The 19,381-nt window shown below is 69.6% G+C and carries 17 protein-coding genes and 1 pseudogene; 13 read left to right on the forward strand and 5 right to left on the reverse strand.

Features of this window, described 5'->3' with window-relative positions:
* Nucleotides 1-158: 158 nt before the first annotated feature.
* Complete coding sequence (locus tag CG723_RS39435) at nt 159-812, reverse strand: type III effector protein (RefSeq protein WP_100598363.1); 654 nt, start codon at nt 810-812, stop codon at nt 159-161.
* A gap of 129 nt (nt 813-941) precedes the next feature.
* Here CG723_RS39435 and CG723_RS39440 point away from each other — a divergent pair, with 129 nt between their 5' ends.
* The 4 genes from CG723_RS39440 to CG723_RS39455 all read left to right on the forward strand — a co-directional run bounded on the left by CG723_RS39440 (nt 942) and on the right by CG723_RS39455 (nt 3,463).
* Nucleotides 942-1,367 carry an Hsp20/alpha crystallin family protein gene (locus CG723_RS39440; RefSeq protein WP_100598364.1) on the forward strand — a complete coding sequence of 142 codons (426 nt, stop codon included), beginning with the start codon at nt 942-944 and terminating at the stop codon, nt 1,365-1,367.
* A gap of 97 nt (nt 1,368-1,464) precedes the next feature.
* On the forward strand, nt 1,465-1,860 hold the full coding sequence (locus CG723_RS39445) for a DUF2267 domain-containing protein (RefSeq protein ID WP_100598365.1): 396 nt from the start codon (nt 1,465-1,467) through the stop codon (nt 1,858-1,860).
* Between the two features lie 70 nt (nt 1,861-1,930).
* Nucleotides 1,931-2,368, forward strand: coding sequence for a DUF2267 domain-containing protein (locus CG723_RS39450; protein ID WP_100598366.1), 438 nt, complete (start codon nt 1,931-1,933; stop codon nt 2,366-2,368).
* Between the two features lie 594 nt (nt 2,369-2,962).
* A complete protein-coding gene (locus tag CG723_RS39455) occupies nt 2,963-3,463 on the forward strand; it encodes a phosphate-starvation-inducible PsiE family protein (RefSeq protein ID WP_100598367.1) in 501 nt (166 codons plus the stop codon).
* A 9-nt stretch (nt 3,464-3,472) separates the two neighbouring features.
* Here the strand turns inward: CG723_RS39455 and CG723_RS48255 are convergent.
* Nucleotides 3,473-3,864 (reverse strand): annotated as a pseudogene (locus CG723_RS48255) (FUSC family protein); the annotation flags it as partial.
* 450 nt (nt 3,865-4,314) lie between these two features.
* On the opposite strand from CG723_RS48255, the gene CG723_RS39465 reads away from it, so the two are divergent.
* On the forward strand, nt 4,315-6,129 hold the full coding sequence (locus CG723_RS39465) for an APC family permease (protein WP_100598368.1): 1,815 nt from the start codon (nt 4,315-4,317) through the stop codon (nt 6,127-6,129).
* Nucleotides 6,130-6,167: 38 nt separating this feature from the next.
* Here the strand turns inward: CG723_RS39465 and CG723_RS46585 are convergent, their stop codons facing one another.
* Nucleotides 6,168-6,530, reverse strand: coding sequence for a hypothetical protein (locus tag CG723_RS46585; RefSeq protein WP_159032635.1), 363 nt, complete (start codon nt 6,528-6,530; stop codon nt 6,168-6,170).
* 260 nt (nt 6,531-6,790) lie between these two features.
* On the opposite strand from CG723_RS46585, the gene CG723_RS46590 reads away from it, so the two are divergent.
* Both CG723_RS46590 and CG723_RS39470 read left to right on the forward strand, forming a co-directional pair.
* Nucleotides 6,791-7,210: a hypothetical protein gene (locus CG723_RS46590; protein ID WP_159032636.1), complete on the forward strand. Its 420-nt coding sequence runs from the start codon at nt 6,791-6,793 to the stop codon at nt 7,208-7,210.
* Between the two features lie 291 nt (nt 7,211-7,501).
* Complete coding sequence (locus CG723_RS39470) at nt 7,502-9,703, forward strand: FUSC family protein (RefSeq protein WP_100598369.1); 2,202 nt, start codon at nt 7,502-7,504, stop codon at nt 9,701-9,703.
* 86 nt (nt 9,704-9,789) lie between these two features.
* Here CG723_RS39470 and CG723_RS39475 read toward each other — a convergent pair whose 3' ends face one another.
* Both CG723_RS39475 and CG723_RS39480 read right to left on the reverse strand, forming a co-directional pair.
* Nucleotides 9,790-10,434 (reverse strand): MEDS domain-containing protein, encoded by a 645-nt coding sequence (locus tag CG723_RS39475; RefSeq protein ID WP_159032637.1) that lies wholly within the window; start codon nt 10,432-10,434, stop codon nt 9,790-9,792.
* A gap of 13 nt (nt 10,435-10,447) precedes the next feature.
* Nucleotides 10,448-12,154: a PucR family transcriptional regulator gene (locus tag CG723_RS39480; protein ID WP_100598387.1), complete on the reverse strand. Its 1,707-nt coding sequence runs from the start codon at nt 12,152-12,154 to the stop codon at nt 10,448-10,450.
* A gap of 222 nt (nt 12,155-12,376) precedes the next feature.
* On the opposite strand from CG723_RS39480, the gene CG723_RS39485 reads away from it, so the two are divergent.
* From CG723_RS39485 to clpB, 6 genes are read left to right on the forward strand one after another with little or no spacing between them, the layout of a single operon-like run.
* Nucleotides 12,377-12,865, forward strand: coding sequence for a general stress protein (locus CG723_RS39485; protein ID WP_100598371.1), 489 nt, complete (start codon nt 12,377-12,379; stop codon nt 12,863-12,865).
* A gap of 58 nt (nt 12,866-12,923) precedes the next feature.
* Nucleotides 12,924-14,834 (forward strand): molecular chaperone DnaK, encoded by a 1,911-nt coding sequence (dnaK, locus tag CG723_RS39490; RefSeq protein WP_100598372.1) that lies wholly within the window; start codon nt 12,924-12,926, stop codon nt 14,832-14,834.
* Nucleotides 14,835-14,843: 9 nt separating this feature from the next.
* Nucleotides 14,844-15,359: a nucleotide exchange factor GrpE gene (locus CG723_RS39495; protein ID WP_100598373.1), complete on the forward strand. Its 516-nt coding sequence runs from the start codon at nt 14,844-14,846 to the stop codon at nt 15,357-15,359.
* Nucleotides 15,360-15,365: 6 nt separating this feature from the next.
* Nucleotides 15,366-16,340: a DnaJ C-terminal domain-containing protein gene (locus CG723_RS39500; RefSeq protein WP_100598374.1), complete on the forward strand. Its 975-nt coding sequence runs from the start codon at nt 15,366-15,368 to the stop codon at nt 16,338-16,340.
* Nucleotides 16,337-16,747: a chaperone modulator CbpM gene (locus CG723_RS39505; protein ID WP_100598375.1), complete on the forward strand. Its 411-nt coding sequence runs from the start codon at nt 16,337-16,339 to the stop codon at nt 16,745-16,747. The genes CG723_RS39500 and CG723_RS39505 overlap by 4 nt, the downstream gene beginning before the upstream one ends.
* Entirely contained in the window at nt 16,738-19,380 is a 2,643-nt protein-coding gene (clpB, locus tag CG723_RS39510) for an ATP-dependent chaperone ClpB (RefSeq protein ID WP_100598376.1), read from the forward strand. The genes CG723_RS39505 and clpB overlap by 10 nt, the downstream gene beginning before the upstream one ends.
* The last annotated feature ends 1 nt before the right edge of the window (nt 19,381 follow it).

The following is a 19,381-nucleotide window of genomic DNA, read 5'->3' on the forward strand; positions in this document are numbered from 1 at the left end:
GTGCCAGCGTGGTCCGGATGTGCCGGATCTTGTTGGACCGGCCGAGCTACGTCCCCCGGAGCTCGCGCCGCCAGGGCGGCCGACCCCATTGACCCGCCAGGAAGTACACGGGATACCCGATGCCGGAACGGTCGCCTGCTCCGACAGGGGGTGTTCGGTCAGCCGGGTGGGGGCAGGGCCGTGGCGTTACGCGTGAGGGTGTCGAGGCGGGCGGCGAGGTCGGGGTGGGCGGTGGTCAGGTGGGGGCGGGTGGCATTGAGCGGGTGGATGAGGTCGGCGGGGTCGTTGTGGGCGAGGGCCGCGTGGAGTTGGTCGAGCGGGTGACTGGCGGCGGCGGGGAGGTCGGTGAGGGCGGTGATCTGGCCGGCGATGCGGCGCAGGTCGGCGGCGTTGCGGCGGGCCCATTCGGCTTGGGTGTGGTCGGCGGCGCGGCGTTCGCGGGTGGCCTGGACGCGTTGTTCGCCGGTGGTTCCGGCGGGGCCGGGCCGGTTGCGCAGGTAGCGGCGTTCGGCGGCCTGGCGGCTGGCGACGCCTAGGGGGTGGGCGAGGTCGGCCCAGGTGGCTCCCGCGTGCCGGGCCGTTTCGATCAGGCCGGTCTCCCATCCGGCGAGCTGCTCGCGGACCTGCCGCAACAGCAGCAGGGAGGCCAGGGCCTGCTCCGCGCCGGGGCCGGCGGCTGGGTTGCCGGAGGCGCCCTGCTGGGCGGCGTGCAGGGCGTCGTCTATGGCGTGCAGGGCCGCCGCGGCGGCGAGGAACGAAGCCGGGCTTCGGTCGTCGGCGCTGAACGAGGCCGGCTGGTCGGCTGCTGTCACGGGCACCTCCCTCGGTCTTGTCATCGACTGGACGACACCGCGCTTGTCATCCATTGGATGACATGTTACAACGATTTCAGTGAAGCGCATTGGCAGCAACTGCCCGAACCTGCTGGAGGTGTTTTCACGATGTTGATGCGCACTGACCCCTTCCGTGAACTGGACCGGCTGGCTCAGCAGCTGATGGGCCCGGGCACCTGGTCGCGGCCGTCCACGATGCCGATGGACGCCTACCGCGAGGGCGACCGGTATGTGGTGGCCTTCGACATCCCCGGCGTCAGCGCGGACGCGCTCGACATCGACGTCGAGCGGAACATGCTGACCGTCAAGGCCGAGCGCCGGCCCGTGGCGAAGGCCGACGACGTGCAGATGGAACTGTCGGAGCGGCCGCTGGGTGTCTTCTCCCGCCAGATCGCGCTGGCCGACACGCTGGACGCCGAGCACATCGAGGCGGACTACGACGCCGGCGTGCTCACCCTGCGGATCCCGATCGCCGAACGTGCCAAGCCCCGCAAGATCGCCATCGGCGGCGGCCGTAAGGAGATCTCCGGCTGACCCAACGGCGACAAGGGCCGAACAGCGGCGGAGGACGGGTCACTGATCTCCCCCTCTCCCGTCCTCCGCACCCCATCGACCGAAGAAGGTGGCGGCGGTGACCCTGCGACGCGAGGCGTTCCTCGACCGGGTGAAGGAACGCGGTGAGTACGACAGCCTGCAGGAAGCAGAACGCGCGGCCCGTGTGGTGCTCGCCCTGCTGGGGGCGCACCTGGTCGGCGCGGTGCGCGCCCAGCTCGCGGCGCGCCTGCCGGAAGACTTCGCCCTGATCCTCCTCAACCCGCTGCAGAGCGCCGAACCGCTGCCACCGGAGCGGTTCGTTCGGGCGACGGCGGCCTGGATCGAGGGGGCCACCGAGCAGACCGCGGCCTGGGATGTCAGCGCCGTCCTCAGTACCGCCGCCGATGCGGCTGGTGACGACCTGCTGGGGCAGATCCTGTTCCAGCTCCCCGCGGGCTACGACCTCCTCTTCGGACGCCCCCAGCCCGCCTGATCACCCACCCACTCACCTGGTGCCCGCACACCGGCACCACTATCCCGGCGACAGAAAGGCAACCACCGCAGTGATCTCCGACCTGCGTACACCACTGCAGCAGCTGCCCGCGATGACCTACGAGCAGATGCTGGAGAAGGTCCGCTACGAAGGCGCCTACCCCACCCGCGAGCGGGCCGAGGAGGCCACCCATCTGGTCCTCGAGGGACTCGGACGCCAGCTGACGGGCGACGAACGCGTCGAGCTCGCCGCCCGCCTCCCCTTCGAAGCCGCACGTGTCCTCACGACTCAGATCCCCGACACCCCGCCCCTGACCGGCTGGGCCTTCGTCAAGGACCTCGCCGACCGCACCGGTGCCTCCCTGGCCACCACCCGCTGGAATACCGGAGCCGTCTTCGCCGCCGTCGCGGCCCTGGCCGGCCCCGACCTCCTCACCCGCATCCTGCGCCAGCTCCCTTCCGGGTTCGCGCTGCTGTTCGGCCGCGCCGAACTCATTCCCGCCGCCTGAGCGGCCGTGTCCATCCGGCGCGGGCGCGTTGGTCACGGTGACGCATAGACAGGTTGCAAGGACCCCACGGGACCCCTACCGCGGGCGCCGGGGCAGCAGCAGATGCCCGTTCCCCTTCGTGGCCGTCGATCGAAGCCCTGGTCCACCCGGGACCAGGGCTTCGATCCGCCCCCGGACGCTGGGACGCGGTGGGGGCGGGGCGGGTGTGTATGTGACGGGCTGCCCGGCCGGCGGCAGCCCGAAATGCGCGGCGCCCGCACCGAGCGATCAGCGACCAGGCCAGGGATGACGGCGGGCAACGGTGTCCGCTTGCCAGCGGACGCCCCTGGCGATGCGGCGGCGCAGACTCCTCCGGCAGGCGGGGGCCAGGTCCCGGGCCAAGTCAGAGGGCAGGCTCGGACAGGCGACCAGGACGAGCCGCAGGTTCCTGCCGTTCGTGTCCGCGTCGGGCTGCCTCATACACCCTTGTCCTGCCGCTGGGTGGGCCCCGGTGATGTCGCGCCTCGACGCTTCCCCCAGGCTGTCATCACAGGGCGGTCCGCTCGTCCACCCGTTCGGCATCACGCCGCGCCTGCGGGCCGGAGAACACCTAGCATGCTGAGTGTGCGACCCATTCTCCCGAAGTTCGAGGGCGGCCGGGTACAGGGCCTCTTGCAGCTCATCGAGGACGGCATCCACCTCGTCGTCGCGGCGCTCCTTGTACTGCTCGCGGGGCTCCTGACCGTCGGGGTCGTCCACGATGTCATCAGGTCGATCCAGGGGCCATACCGTGAGGAGACGGTCGTTCTCTCCGCCCTGGACAACGGCCTTGTGCTGTTCATCGTGGCCGAGCTGCTCCACACCGTCCGCCTCACCATCAGGAACCAGACCCTCGACGCGGAGCCGTTCCTCGTCGTTGGCCTGATTGCCGGCATCCGCAGGGTGCTCATCGTGACAGCCGAGGCGGAGAAGTCCTTCCGATGGAACGTTGAGGGGATCGAACTGCTCATCCTGGCGGGGCTGATCCTCGTGATGGCGACAGCGGTGTACGTGTGGCGGCGCTCGACGCGGCCCGGAGACTACCTCCCGCTCGAGGAGGCGCGGCGCTCCCCGTAGCCGGCGCCGTCACCCATCCCGGTGCGCGGGTCCTGATCCGTCACCTTCCGCCTCCACGGCCGCCCGCACCCGCCGCTCCTCGCGTGCAGAGCCGACGTCCCGTTCCAGGGGTGTGCGGCTCACCGCCGTCGCGAGGTCTTCCAAGGCCCGCGTCTGCAGTTCCGCCCCGCGCCGCACCACCGGGCTCCGGTCCCCTTCGGCGGCGCCGTCCCACGCCCGGAGCGCCTCCTCCACTCGCCCCCAATCCGGATTCCTGTGCTCGCGCACGTCGACTGCCGCCTTGCGCGGTGTCCGCCTCCAAGGCCTCGGCGAACCGCTCCGCATCGGGGACGAAACGACTGTCGGCCCGCAGGGACGTCGCTCTCCGTGAGCATCGCCACCCGGCCGAACCCCTTGAGCGCCATCCCTTCGCGGAACTCCGCCGGAAAGCTCTCGAGTGATGACTCGCGAACGCCCAGGGCACGCAGCCCGGAATAGCTCAGGGCCACGTTCAGCCAGGCCTTCTCCGGGGTCCCACCAGTTTGGCCGCTGTGGCCACTTGGGGTGCCAGGCGCCGCAGCATACGGCGGTCGTCCGCCGGTCGTCGATGCGTAGCAGGAAGTAGGCGCCGGTGTAGAGCGAGGGCCGTTGCCGCAGCACCAGGCCCTGGATGTCCGCCAGGTCCAGAGCCTGTGCCTGGTGCGTCCTCCACGTCACACCCGTCCAGCGCGGTGGGCGTGCAGGTCCCCGGAGACTCCCCGAAGCTGGATCAGGCGGTTACCTCTCACCAAATGGAGACATCATGAGCATTGCCGTTGTGCCACGGCCCAGCATGGGTGGGCGCACCCGCCAAATGAACGAGTGAGTCTCACGTGACGCTCGGGCTTGCGCCCAAGAAACCTCACCCCAAGGTCCCACGGCGTCACGGCGAGGGCGGAAAGTCCCACCTGACCGTGATCCAGGGGCTGGCCGCCCTTTCACTGGACGCCCTCAGTTCGGTCGCGTACGGCCCGGAGGCCATCGTCGTCGTGCTGATGGCCGCCGGTTCGGGCGCGCTCACGGCGATGCTGCCGATCACCCTGGTCATCGCCGCGTTGCTGGCCGTCCTGGTCGTCTCCTACCGCCAGGTGATCGCCGTGCACCCGGACGGCGGTGGAGCCTACGCGGTGGCGAAGAAGGATTTGGGCAGACCCGTCAGTCTGATGGCCGCGGCCAGCCTCATCATCGACTACGTCCTCACCGTCGCCGTCAGTCTCGCCGCCGGCGCCGCGAGCCTCGCATCGGCGTTTCCCGTCCTTTCCGATCACCTTCTGGCCGTATGCCTGATCGCGCTGTTCGCCCTCACCGTCGTCAATCTGCGCGGCATCGCGGACAGCGCGCGGGTGCTGATGCTGCCCACAGTGCTGTTCATCGTCAGCGTGACCGCTGTCATCGTGGTGGGGCTGTTTCGGGCCCATCCCGCAGCCACGGTCGGAACGTCCCAGTCCTTCCCTGCCGTCGAGGCGCTGGGCGTGCTCCTGGTGCTCAAGGCGTTCTCCGCGGGATGCTCGGCGCTGACCGGGGTGGAGGCCATCGCCAACGCCGTTCCGATGTTCCGCCAACCACGCGTCAAGCGGGCGCAACACACCGAGCTGATGCTGGGGTTGCTGCTGGGCGCCATGCTCATCGGGCTGTCATTGCTGATTCGCCGCCATCACGTGGTGCCACGCGGCGGTGTGACGCTGCTGGCCCAGCTGACCGCCGGTGCCTTCGGGACCGGCTGGGCCTACTACGCCATCAGCCTCATCGTCACTCTCGTACTGGGCATCGCCGCGAACACCAGCTTCGGCGGCCTTCCGGTCCTGATGAGTGTCCTCGCCAAGGACGACCGTCTCCCTCATCTGTTCGCCCTCCGCTCGGAGCGGCCCGTCCACCGCTGGGGCGTCGTGGCCCTGGCGGTGCTGGCCGGCGTCACGCTGGTCGTCGCCAGTGCCGACACCCAGCGCCTGATCCCGCTCTTTGCCATCGGCGTCTTCGTCGGCTTCACCATCAGCCAGATCGGCCTCGTCCGGCACTGGAGCACGCAACGCCCCGACGGCTGGTTGCCCCGGGCCTTGGTCAACGGCGTCGGGGCTGTGCTGACCGCCGTCGCCGGAATCGTCCTGCTCACCACCAAGTTCCTCGCCGGTGCCTGGATCGTCGTCCTCATCGTGCCGCTGCTGATGCTGCTGTTCTCCCGGATCGAGCGCTATTACACACGCGTTCGCGACCAACTCAGATTGGACGGCACCCCGCCACGCCCCACACGAACCCACAGTCTGGTCATCGTCCCCCTGGGCAGGGTCGACATGGTCGCCGTCGCCGCCCTAAACGCCGCGTCCTCACTGGGCGATGAGGTCGTCGTGGTCGCCGTCTTCGACGACCGGACGAAAGCAGACGCCATGCGCGCCGACTGGGCGCGATGGGACCCCGGCCCACGGCTCGACATCATCGACAGCCCTCAGCACTCCCTGGTGCATCCAGTCATCGGCTACGTCGAGCAGGTCGCCCGCAACGGCGGGCAGGTCGCCGTACTCATCCCCCAGGTGGAACCCCTGCACGGCCGCTACCGGATTCTCCAGAACCAACGAGGCATTCTGATGGCCGGCCTGCTGAGTTCCCGCACCGACGTAGTCGTATGCCTGCTCAAAATCCAGTTGGGCCTGTGACCCCGTCACTCACGTGACGGCGCCCCAGTGGCACACCATCAAGTCCCTTCATCACGGAGGGCCATTGATTCACGAACCTGCAACGCATGGCGCCGCTTCGCCCCGCCGAACTTGAAGGTCAGGGCCGTAGCGGGGCCCCGCACTCCGTTGTAGTAAGCGGTGTGCCACAACCGCCGGTCGGTGCCCGCGAGGTGGACCTCTCCTTCGTGGAAGGCGAGTGCCGGCGCGGCGAGGTCTTGAAGGCCCTGGTATGGATCAGGCTGGCGGCGGTCCAGCTGCTGCCGGTGTACCGGTTGCAGTGCATCGCGTTGTCGCCGCCGACGTGACGACAACCCCTCGAACAGAACGAAGAAAACAAAAGCCGGTACAAGTTCCCCTATGGCGACTTCGAGAAAGTGCACCGCCGCGGAGTCCTCTCCGCGGAGTCACGCGCCGGGCAGTACAAGCACACCGACATAGAGGTTGCCGTGGCTCATGTGCACGGAATGCTGGAAGAACTTTCCTGAGCCAGACTCACGCCCCGCCTGCCGTCCCCGCGCCGCCCTGTGCCAACGCACCCGCCCCGCGGTGTCACGGGCACCGGCGGCAGTTCGGGAGCAGTCAACCGTGCCTCGCCGAACCGGAAGCCGGGCATCAGTGTCCCCAGTCCGATTCGCGCGACGTGCTCACCAGCCAGCGGGCCCGCGCCACCATCGCCCCCACCTTCTCAACGCCCGCGAGCCGTTACCCCCTCAACGACCTGCAGCAATGGATCGGACACAAGCACCCTGCCGGCACCCGCTACTACGCGGCGATCCTGCAACGCACCCTCACCGCGTCCCACGAGAAGGCCGACTACTTCGACCGCAACTTCCGCACCATCCAGGTCCTCATCGACCGCGAGTGCATCCTCACCGGAGCCACCCACCAGGCGGCGAACAGCCCGGGAAGTACTACTGGCCTGGGCGAGCGCGCTACTGCAATTACGACTTCTTCGCCAAGTGTCCGCACCGGCTGGTCTGCGCACGCTGCCCGTTCTACGTCCCGACCCCGCGAGAACTCGGAACGACGGACGGCTTCATCCCTCTGCCCCGCCTCATGAAGACGATTACACGACCGAATGGAGAAGATCCCAAGTAGCTGCTCTCACTGGCTCGCTGCGAACACTCAGCTGGCTGCCCGGCTCCCGGAACCCGAGCGCAGCCGCCACACATCGGGATGCCGCGGGGCCGGCGCCCGTGACAGCGGCACCTGGATCCGCCCCGTCTGGTGGCCGGCGTTCCGGCCGGACTCCTCGGTTCGCTCCCGGGCGGCACCGCGTGGTAGCTCGCGTGGACGGGTGCACGGTGCGGCTGGCGGCGGACGGCCCCGGCCTCGCCCTAAGCTCGGCGCCGTGACGTGGCTGCGGGCTCTGGGGCTGATCGTGCGCTCCGGGCTGACGATTGAGAGGACCCGGCTCGAGCCGCTGGTCGCACTGCGCGCCGCGGCCGGAGTAGCAACCGTGATCGGGCTCGCGCTGTGGCTTGTCTCCCCGGCCTATGCCACGTCCGCCGCGTTCGGAGCCTTCTCGGCCGGCGCCGCCACGTTCCAGCGAAGTTGGCGCCCACGCAAGGTGCTTGCGCTGGCCGCCGGCGCGGGCCTGGCGCTCAGCACCTTCCTGGGATATCTGGTGGGGGCGCACCCCGTGCCGTTCCTCCTGCTGCTCGCCCTGTGGTCCTTCGGCGCCGGAATGGCCTGGGCCGCGGGCTCGACCGCCGGGATCGTCGCGGCCACCACGATCGGCATCATGCTGGTGACCATCACCCTGCCGACCACCGTGGTGCAGGCGCTGGAGCACGCCGCGGTGATCGCCTTCGGCGGTGTGGTGCAAGCGACGCTGATCCTGCTGTTCCCGATCCGCCGCTGGGGAGCGCACCGGGATGCGCTCGCCGACGCCCTCGCCGCCGTGGCCGACTACGCCCGGCGGCTGCGGCACGACCCGGTGGCCCCCTTCGCCCCGGAACCGATGATGACGGCCCGCGACGCCGCTGCGGTCACGCCGTGGCAGGCGCGCCGGCGGCCCGCCGCCTTGAACGGCCCCCGCGGTCTGGCCGAGCGCATCCGCCCGGTCCTCGCCTCACTCGCCGACCCCCGGGTCGGCGCTCCGGCGGAGGGGCCGGAACGCGACCGGACGCGGGAACTCCTGAAGGCGGCCGGCGAGGTGCTGGACGCCACTGCCCACTCGATCCGCCGCGGTACCCCGGTCCAGGTGCCCTCCGAAGCCATGGAGGCCCTCGGGGGCGGGGAGGAGGAGGTGCTGCGGGGGCCGGCGCGGCTGGCAGCGGTGCGGCTGTTCGATCTGCTGCGCGAGGTCGTGGAGATCGCGGACAGCGGCGACACTCACGCGGCGAACGCCCCGGCACTGGTGCGTCCGACCATGTTCCGGATGGTGCCGGTCGTGCTGCGTGCGATGTGCCGCGAGCTCACCCGGGACTCGACTGTTCTCCGGCACGCTGTACGCCTCGCCGGGGTGGCTTGCCTCGGCTATCTGCTCGGCAATGCGCTTCCGCTGGGCCACGGCTACTGGGTGCCGATCACCTCCGTCATGGTGCTGCGGCCCGACTTCCACCAGACCTACTCCCGTGCTGTGGCCCGGTTCGCCGGCACCTTCGTCGGCGTCGGACTGGCCACCGGAGTGGTGCAGTTGGCTCACCCGGGCGCATATCTGTCCGGCGGGCTGGCCGTGTTCTCGGCCGGGTTGATGTACCTGCTGATGCGCACCGGGTACGCGGTCTCGCAGTCCTTCGCCGCAGCATATGTCGTCTTCCTGCTCGGGATGGGGGGCGAGGAGTGGCACCAGACGGTGCGGGACCGAGTGCTTCTGACCCTGCTCGGCGGTGCGCTCGCGATGCTGGCCTATGTGGTCTTTCCGGCCTGGGAGACCCCGCGGCTGCTGGACCGTCTCGCGGACTGGCTCGCCGCGAACGGGCGGTACGCGGCGGCGGTGGTCGGCAGCTACGCGGATCCCGGCGGCGGGCATCGCGCGGAAGTGCGGCAGGCACTGCTTGCCGCCCGTAAGAAGGAGGCCGCGTGGGACGAGGCTTTCGAGCGGTCCAAGCAAGAGCCGGTGAAGCATCGTGGACTGACCCGCAGTGCGGCCCAGGACGCGTATGAGGCGCTCAAGTCGATAGGGCGGGCGGCGATGCTTCTGGAGGCCCATCTGCCGGGACGAGGGGTGCGGCCCGTCCCGGAAGCCGCACTGTTCGCGGCGGCCCTGCGGGCGGACACCGCGCGTGCGGCGCGGGACGTACGTGAGCGGCGGGCCCCGGGATGGGAGCGGGTAGCGGCGGCGCTCGACGCCTGGGAGGGCGCGGACGGCGGTGATGATCCGGTGGTGCGGCGTGGCGCGGAACTTTTGCTGGGGGCCCTGGAGGAGCTGACGGCCGCGCTGGACACGACACCGCTGGAACGGGATGTCGAGTCGGTCCGGGAGGCGCGGGAGGACCGGCAGGAGCGAACGGCACCGGAGGACGAGGCGGCAGATGCGGAAGAGGAACAGGAACTCCGGCGGAGGCGCGGTGACGGCCCGACTCCGCCACCCAAGGACGGCGGATAGGCAGCGCCGCGTTCCGTGCGGCAAGCCGGGGTTTCGTGCCGGAACCGGACGGCGGGATGTGCGCACGGCCGGAGCCGTGAGCGGTGTCAGGTCTCCCCGGAGGCCGGTGGCCCGGTCTCCTCATCGGGATCGAGGAAGTACGGATTTTCCATGATCATGCCGTTCAGCCAGACCTTCGGATGGGCCTTGACCAGTGGGACGATCAGGTCACTGTGGAACAGCTCCAGGTCGTACATGCACATCCCCACCTGGGGATGCGACTGCAGCCACCGGGTCGCGTGCATCTCGTACCGGACCAGGTCCTGGACGAAGGCGGGCTGCACCAAGGGCTGGGCCCAGCTCATATCGGCAGCAAGCCGGGCGCAGGTGCGCTTGTCGGACGGGAATATTTCGTCGGACCATGCGTACATACGGGCCAGGGTGCGGTCTCCGTCGAAGGTCCCGTCCTGCAGATATTCGTTCGGGCCCTTGATCTGGAAGTTGTTGCCGCCCCGGCCCACCGCGGGGGCGGCAGAGGCCAGGATGTCTCGGAAAGTACGGCCCTCGCCTTCGGTGCCTATGAGGAGGCAGCTGTGCCCTGCACTCAGGCCGTCCGCCAAGAACGGGGTCATGAGCCGGTCCCGCTCGGCACGTCCCCGGTACAGGGCACAGATGTGGTCGCCAGGAGTCAGCGGTACTCCGCCCAGGTGAGCGACAGCAGCCAAGGGGGCGTCGGCACTCCGTTGATCCACGCTATTCTCCCGATCAGAATGAGCCGCCCAGGACTTTCCACACCCGGGTGGCGACGTGCAGATTCAGCCGACTGTCGACGTCTGCGAGGCCCCTGCCGCTGACCTCGCGGATGCGCTGGAGCCGGTAGCGCAGGGTGCTGCGGTGGATGCCGAGGGCGGCTGCCGTGCCGTCGTAGTTGCCGCCGCACTCGAAGTACCGGGAGAGAGTCCGGACCAGGTCCGCGTGGTGTGCGGCGTCGTAGTCCAGGAGCGGGCCGAGCCACTCACGGACGAACTGCTCGACGTCCCGGTAGCTGCCGCCCGGCCCGAGGATGCGGTACAGGCCCAGCTCGTCGAAGGTCGTGGTGCCGTGCGGGGTCTGTGAGCGCTGGCGGACCTCCAGTGCGCGCAGCGCCTCCTGGAACGAGCGCGGGATCTCGCCCGGGGTGTCGCAGCGGCCGCCCACGCCGATCGCACCGGTGGGCGAGCCCAGTTCGCGGACCACGGCCTCGTGCAGGGCCATCGCCTTCGGACGCCCTTGCAGCACGAGGACAGCCTTCCCGGAGCGTCTGGCCAGCAGCGACCGCATCCGCAGGCCGGCCGCCGCCCTGCTGACCGCCTGCACGAACGCGTCGTCGGCCGGCCGGCCGACCCATTGCACCGCGGCGAGGTAATGCGGGCCATGCAGGTCGTGGCCGACGGCGGCCGCCCGTGCGTAGGCGCTCTCGTCATCGGTGCCGGTGATCAGGTCGTCCACGAGCTCGCGGCGGAGCCGCAGTTCCACCTCGGCCAGGTTGCGCAGATGGGCCAGTTCCAGGGTCAGCGCGGTGCAGGTGTGGTCGAGGGCGAACTCCTCCTGCTCACCGGTGCTCGCCTCGGGGTCGATCAGGGCCACCGTGCCGAGGATCTCGCCACGGTGCCGGGCCAGGGCGATCACCCGTTCCCCCACCCGCACCGGCCGCAGCCGGCGGGCCGCCTCCTGCAGCAGCTCTTCGTGCCGGCCCGCCTCGGGCTTGGGGTACGGGTCGGGACGGCCCGGACCCGCCCAGGCCCACGGATTGCCGAAGCGGTCCTCGACGGCGACCGGGTACCCGGTGAGCTGGTGGAGGACCACGGCGATGCCCTGTACCCCGCCGTCGTCCGCGGAGGCCTGGCTGAGCGTCTCGTGGACGGAGCGCTGCCGCTCCAGTTCGGAGACGGACGTGCTGAGCCGGGCGTTCAGGGCCGCGTGGTCGTCGTTGACCCGCCGGAGCTGCTGCGTACGGTCGCGTTCCGTGCGCCGGGCCAGGGCATGTGTAAGGCCCGCCGCGGTCTGCTGGGCCAGAACCCGCAACAGGAAGAACTCGTCATCGGTGGGCCGAGAAGGCGCGCTGACCAGCAGGTGGCCGATGTTGTCCGCCTTGTCTTGCAGCGCGAAGCTCCAGCCCCATGCCCGGTCCGGCACCGTGACCGGCCCACCCTGACCGCCCAGTCTCCGGACCTGGGCATCAAGGTGGGGGGTGGCGTGGGGCCAGTCGGCGGGTGTGCGGGTCGGGCCGTTGTCGAACGTGAGGTAGGCGGCCTCGGCGCGGCACGGGCCGAGGGTGCCCACGGCGGTGAGGGCCCACGTCAGGACGTCGCTCTCGTCCGGCGCGTCATTCATGATCATCGAGAGCACGAAAAGGCCGTACAAGTTCGCCAGGTGCTCGCGGCCCCATCTGTTCCCGGGGGGCCGGCCCGTCGTGCCCGAGGTCGTGGTCATGGTGTGGATCACGGGCCTTTCTGAGGGACTCGCCCGGGATCCACACTACCCAATGACGCAGATATCGTCCGATATGTCGATCTCGATCAGCTCACCCTGGCAGACCGAGATTGCCTACGGATTTCGGCCTCGCAGGCGCAGGCCGCGGGGCGCCTGCGATGGCGAGACTGAAGCGGTCAGCCGTGAACCAGTAGCAGTGGTCTGTCGCCGGGAGGAGGGGACATGAGCCAGCAGGATCGTCGGAACATCGCGTCCTACCCCACCTACGCGGAGGCGGAGCACGCAGTCAATTACCTATCTGACCAGGCGTTCCCTGTTGAACGAACCGCCATCATCGGCCACGACCTGCAACTCGTCGAACAAGTTGTCGGTCGTGTCGGCTTTGGGAGGGCGGCGCTGAGCGGGGCCGCGTCCGGCGCTCTCCCTGGCGCTCTGATCGGCTGGCTTTTCGGCCTGCTCAATTGGCTCAACCCGGTGCTGTCGTCGCTGTTGCTGGCCCTCTACGGGCTGATCTTCGGCGCGGTGATCGGCGCGCTGCTCGGGCTGCTTCTGTACAGCATGCAGCGCGGGCGCCGCGACTTCGCTTCCGTGAGAGCGATGCAGCCGAGCCGGTACGAGGTCGTGGCGGACGCCGAGGTGGCCGATCAGGCCGCCAAGCTCCTCAACCGGCTCGGGAGCGCGGCGGCCGGCACCGCCGCCACCGAGAAGTGAGAACCCTCGGCACAGGGCGCGCGAACGCTTCCGTGGCTTTCGATGAAGGAGTACCCCCATGGCTAAGGCAGTCGGAATCGACCTCGGAACCACCAACTCGGTGATCGCCGCATGGGAGGGCGGTGAGGCGACGGTTCTCCCGAACGCCGAGGGCAGCCGCACGACCCCGTCGGTCGTCGCGTTCACCGACACGGGCGAGCGGCTCGTCGGCCAGTTGGCCCGCCGCCAGACGATCCTCAACCCCAAGGGAACCATCTACTCGGCCAAGCGATTCATCGGCCGCCGCTACGACGAGATCTCCGACGAGGCGAAGGCCGTCGGCTTCGACGTGGTCGCCGACGACCATGGCAATGCGCGCTTCGAGGTACGCGGCAAGCTGTACGCGCCCGAGGAGATCAGCGCACTGGTCCTGCGCAAGCTTGCCGACGACGCCGCGAAGCAGCTGGGCGAGAAGGTGACGGAAGCCGTCATCACCGTCCCCGCGTACTTCAACGACGCCCAGCGCACCGCGACAAAGGACGCGGGGCGCATCGCGGGACTGGAGGTCCTGCGCATCATCAACGAGCCCACGGCGGCGGCGCTCGCCTACGGGCTGGACAAGAAGGGGCACGAGACCGTGCTCGTCTTCGACCTGGGCGGCGGCACCTTCGACGTCAGCCTCCTCGATGTCGGTGACGGGGTGGTCGAGGTTCGGTCCACCGCGGGCGACAGCCACCTGGGCGGTGACGACTTCGACCGACGGCTCGTGGACTACCTGGCGGACAACTTCCAACGCGACAACGGCATCGATCTGCGCAGCGACCCGCAGGCTCTGCAAAGGCTTTTCGAGGCCGCGGAGAAAGCCAAGACCGAACTCAGCTCGGTCACTCAGACGCAGGTCAGCCTGCCGTTCATCACCGCGGACGCCGCGGGCCCGAAGCATCTGACCGAGACGGTCATGCGGTCCACGTTCGACCAGATCACCTCCGACCTGGTCGAGCGGACCATGGAACCGGTCAAGCAGGCGATGGCCGACGCCAAGATCAGCGAGAACGATATCGACGAGGTCATCCTCGTGGGCGGCTCCACCCGTATCCCCGCCGTCCAGAACCTGGTCCGTCGGCTGACCGGCGGCAAGGACCCGAATATGAGCGTCAACCCCGACGAGGTCGTGGCCATGGGCGCCGCGATCCAGGCCGGAGTACTCAAGGGCGACGTCAAGGACGTGCTCCTGCTCGACGTCATCCCGCTGTCGCTGGGTGTGGAGACCCGCGGCGGTGTCATGACCAAGATCATCGAGCGGAACACCACCATCCCGGTGCGGCGCACGGAGACCTTCTCCACCGCCGAGGACAACCAAGGCGCCGTCGACATCGTCGTCCTGCAAGGAGAGCGCGAGCTCGCGAACGACAACCGCGTCCTGGGCCGCTTCCAGCTCAAGGACATCCGCCCCGCGCCCCGTGGCGAGCCGCAGGTCGAGGTCACCTTCGACATCGACGCCAACGGCATCCTGAACGTCACCGCACGCGACAAGGACACCGGCGCCGAGCAGGGCATCACCATCAGCGAGGGCTCCAACCTCGACCAGAGCGAGGTCGAGCGGATGGTCCAGGAGGCCGAAGCGCACCGCGGCGAGGACCAGGCGCTGCGCGCGGCGGTGGACGCCCGCAACGAACTGGACGCCGTGGCCTACCAGGTCGAACGCCGGCTGAACGAGCTGGGCGACGCCGCACCCGCGCACGAGAAGGCCCGCGCCGAGATGCTCGTCACCGACGCCAGGGAAGCCGTCAAGGGAGAAGCGCCGCTCGACAAGGTCAGGTCGCTGACCTCCGAGCTCCAGCAGATCCACGCCTCGCTGGCCTCCCACCAGGCAGGCGCGGGCCCGTCCTCGGAGGAGCGGGCCACGGCGGACGCCGGGGCAGACGGTGCTTCGGGCAGCTCCGCCGGATCCGACGACGACGTGGTCGACGCCGAATTCGACAAGAGCTGAGGTGCGGCGATGTCCACCGAACAGGAGCCGACGACGCCCCAGGACGAGCTGAGCCAGGCCCTGCCCCCGGAGCAGCCGGAGGTGGACGACCACGCCGCGGCCCTCGACGAGCTCCAGGACCGATGGCGCCGGGCCCTCGCGGACCTCGACAACCTCCGCAAGCGCCACGCCAAGGAACTGGACGCCGTACGGAACGAGGAGCGCGTCCGCACCGCGGCGGCCTGGCTGCCGGTGGTCGACAATCTGGACCTGGCGCTCACACATGCCGGATCCGATCCGTCCGCCGTGGTCGAAGGCGTCAAGGCCGTACGCGACCAAGCCGTCGACGTGCTCCGCCGGCTCGGGTATCCCCGCTACGAGGAGACCGGAGTGCCCTTCGACCCGACCCGGCACGACGGCGTCGGCACCGTCGACGCCCCCGATGCCGAGCCGAACACCGTCGTGCAGGTGGTGCGTCCCGGCTACGGCGAGGGGAGCCGGCAGCTGCGCCCCGCGGCCGTCCTGGTCAGCAAGCGGCAGGAGTGACGCCCCATGGCACGGGACTACTACGACGTGCTCGGGGTGCAGCGCAACGCGAGCTCCGACGAAATACAGCAGGCCTTCCGCAAACTGGCCCGCAAACACCACCCCGACATCAACAAGGACCCGCAGGCCGAGGAGCGCTTCAAGGAGCTCAACGAGGCGTACAGCGTGCTGTCCGACCCCAAGACGCGCAAGCGCTACGACCGCTTCGGCGAGGACTTCCGGCAGATCCCGGAGGACTGGGAAGAACGGGTGGGCGCGGGCGTGGGGGCCGGGGCGGGAGCCCAAGGCCGCAGCCGCGGCCGCGGCTGGTCGACCGGCGACGGCGGCGGCCGGGTCCGGTTCACCGACTACGGCGAGGGATTCGACGGCTCCGGCATCAACTTCGAGGACTTGTTCGGCGGGATGTACGGCCGCGGCGGAGGCGGCGGACGCTGGGGCCCGGTTCCCGGAGCCGACCAAGAGGCCGAGATCCAGCTCAGTGTCCAGGAGGCCTACCACGGCGGCCATCGCAGCATCACCCTCGCCGGGCCCGGCGGACAGCGGACCTACGACGTCAACATCCCGCGTGGTGTGGTCGACGGACAGCGCATCCGCCTGGCCGGGGAAGGCGGCAGGGGCAGCGACGGCGGTCCCCAGGGAGATCTGTACCTCCGCGTACGGATCAAGCCCGATACGCAATTCCGCCTGGAGGGCCGGGACATCCACGTCGCTCTTCCCGTCACGCCCTGGGAGGCGGCGCTCGGCGCGAGAGTACCGGTACCCACGCCCGGCGGCACCGCCAAAGTCACCGTTCCCAAGGGCTCGTCCAGCGGCCGCCGGCTGCGGCTGCGCGGCGAGGGCATGCCCAACCCCCGTGGCGCCAACGGAGATCTCTACGCGGAGGTCCGGATCATGGTGCCGCCCGAACTCGGCGACCGGGAGCGTGAGCTCTTCGAGGAGCTGGCTGCCGTGTCCACCTTCGACCCGAGGAAGCCAGGATGAACCATGATCCGCGGCGCGCTGCCGCCGCGCCGGAGGCCGGGCATCGCCGGTCGACGGCGCCGGACAAGCAGCGGCCCCTGAACGTCGTTGTCCACAACTACGCCATCGTGCCCGTCGACAGACTCAGCCTGGACGTCGTGGCCCGGCGCTCCGGACTCCACCCCGATCTCGTCCGGCGGTTCGTCACCCTCGGCCTGGTCGACGCCACCCGCGACGACAGCGGCCGGCTGTGGTTCGACCCGGGCGCGCCCGCAACTCTCGCCCGCATCCAACGGCTACGGGCCGGGCTCCCCCTCAACTACGCCTCCCTCGGTCTGGTGCTCGACCTGCTCGACCGGGTCAGCGAGCTGGAGGCCGCGTTGAGGCGCAGCAACGCCGGCTCGAGGAGTGATGAATCGTGGATATGAACCGGCTCACCCAGAAGTCCCAGGAAGCCCTTCAGGAAGCGCAGACGATCGCCGGCCGGATGGACCAGACCGAGGTCGACGGTGAGCATCTGCTGCTCGCTCTCCTCGACCAGCCGGACGGGCTGGTGCCGCGGCTCTTCGACCAAGCGGGGGCCGACACCAAGGCGTTGCGCGCCTCGCTCATGAGCGAGCTGTCGCGCAGACCGAAGGTGACCGGACCGGGCGCCACCCCCGGCCAGGTGTATGTCACCCAGCGGCTGGCCAAGCTGCTGGACACCGCCGAGCAGGAGGCCAAGCGCCTCAAGGACGAATATGTGTCCGTGGAGCACCTCGTCCTGGCACTGGCCGACGAGGGATCCAGGACAGCGGCGGGACGCCTGCTCAAGGAACACGGCATCGCCAAGGACGCCTTCCTCGCCGCGCTGACCCGCATCCGCGGAAACCAGCGTGTCACCTCGGCGACCCCCGAGGCCGCGTACGAGGCGCTGGAGAAGTACGGCCAAGACCTGGTCGCCGAGGCGCGAAGCGGCAAGAAGGACCCGGTGATCGGCCGGGACGCAGAGATCCGCAGGGTCATGCAGATCCTCAGCCGCAAGACCAAGAACAACCCCGTGCTGATCGGCGATCCGGGCGTCGGCAAGACCGCCATTGTGGAAGGCCTGGCACAGCGGATCGTCCGCGGTGACGTGCCCGAGGGGCTGCGCGAGAAGACCATCTTCTCCCTCGACATGAGCTCGCTGGTGGCGGGCGCCAAGTACCGCGGTGAGTTCGAGGAACGACTGCAGGCCGTGCTGAGCGAGGTCAAGGCCGCCGAGGGGCGCATCCTGCTCTTCGTCGACGAACTCCACACGGTCGTCGGAGCCGGTGGCGGCGCCGAGGGCGCGATGGACGCCGGGAACATGCTCAAGCCGATGCTCGCCCGCGGCGAACTGCACATGATCGGCGCCACCACGCTGGATGAATACCGCAAGCACATCGAATCCGACGCCGCCCTCGAACGGCGCTTCCAGCAGGTCATGGTGGACGAGCCGAGCGTGGAGGACACCGTCTCCATTCTCCGCGGTCTGCGCGAACGTCTCGAGGTCTTCCACGGCGTGAAGATCCAGGACACCGCGCTGGTCGCCGCGGCCACCCTCAGCCACCGCTATATCTCCGACCGGTTCCTGCCGGACAAGGCCATCGACCTCGTCGACGAGGCCTGCGCCCGGCTGCGCACCGAGATCGACTCCATGCCGGCCGAACTCGACGAGATCACCCGCCGGGTGACCCGCCTGGAGATCGAGGAAGCGGCCCTGGAGAAGGAGACCGACCCCGCCAGCCGAAAGCGGCTGGAAGAGCTCCGGCGCGAACTGTCCGACCTGCGCGCCGAGGCCGACGCCATGAACGCCCAGTGGGAGGCAGAACGCCAGGCCATTCGGCGGGTGCAGGAGCTGCGGCAGGAACTGGAACAGGTCCGTCAGGAAGCCGAGGAGGCCGAGCGGAACTACGACCTCAACCGCGCCGCCGAACTGCGCTACGGCAAGCTCACCGAACTGGAGCGCAGGCTGGCCGCCGAAGAGGAGGCACTCGCCGCCAAGCAGGGGGAGACCCGGCTCCTGCGCGAGGTCGTCACGGAGGACGAGATCTCCGAGATCGTCGCCGCGTGGACCGGTATCCCGGTGACCCGGCTGCAGGAAGGCGAACGGGAGAAGCTGCTGCGGCTCGACGAGATCCTCACCGAGCGGGTGATCGGCCAGGACGAGGCCGTCAAGCTGGTGACCGATGCCATCATCCGGGCCCGCTCCGGCATCCGCGACCCGCGCCGGCCCATCGGCTCGTTCATCTTCCTCGGCCCCACCGGCGTCGGAAAGACCGAGCTGGCCAAGGCGCTCGCCGCGGCACTGTTCGACACTGAGGAGAGCATCGTCCGTCTCGACATGAGCGAGTACCAGGAACGGCACACCGTCAGTAGGCTGGTCGGAGCGCCGCCCGGATACATCGGCTACGAGGAGGGCGGTCAGCTCACCGAGGCGGTACGCCGCAAACCCTACTCCGTGGTCCTGTTCGACGAGGTCGAGAAGGCACACGCCGATGTCTTCAACACCTTGCTGCAGGTACTCGACGACGGCCGAATCACCGACGCCCAGGGCCGCACCGTCGACTTCCGCAACACCGTCGTCATCATGACCTCCAACATCGGATCCGCCCATCTGCTCGACGGGGTGACCCCCGAGGGCGAGATCAAACCCGATGCGCGGGCCCTGGTCATGGGCGAACTGCAAAGCCACTTCCGCCCCGAGTTCCTCAACCGCGTCGACGACGTCGTGCTGTTCAAGCCGCTGGGCATGGACCAGATCAAGCGCATCGTCGAGCTGCAGTTCAACGACCTGCGCCGGCGCCTGGCCGAACGCCAGATCAGCGTCGAGCTCACCGATCAGGCCCGCGAGCTCATCGCCCAGCAGGGCTTCGACCCCGTCTACGGGGCACGGCCGCTGCGCCGCTTCATCTCGCACGAGGTCGAAACGCTCGTCGGGCGGGCCCTGATCCGCGGCGACGTCGACGACGGCTCGACGATCCGGGTGGACGCCCAGAACGGTGAACTGGTCGTGACGTACGCCAGGCCGGCCCAGGCCAACCACGGAATGGCTGCGTGAG

It is taken from the genome of Streptomyces sp. CB01635, assembly GCF_002803065.1.
Classification (GTDB): Bacteria; Actinomycetota; Actinomycetes; order Streptomycetales; family Streptomycetaceae; genus Streptomyces.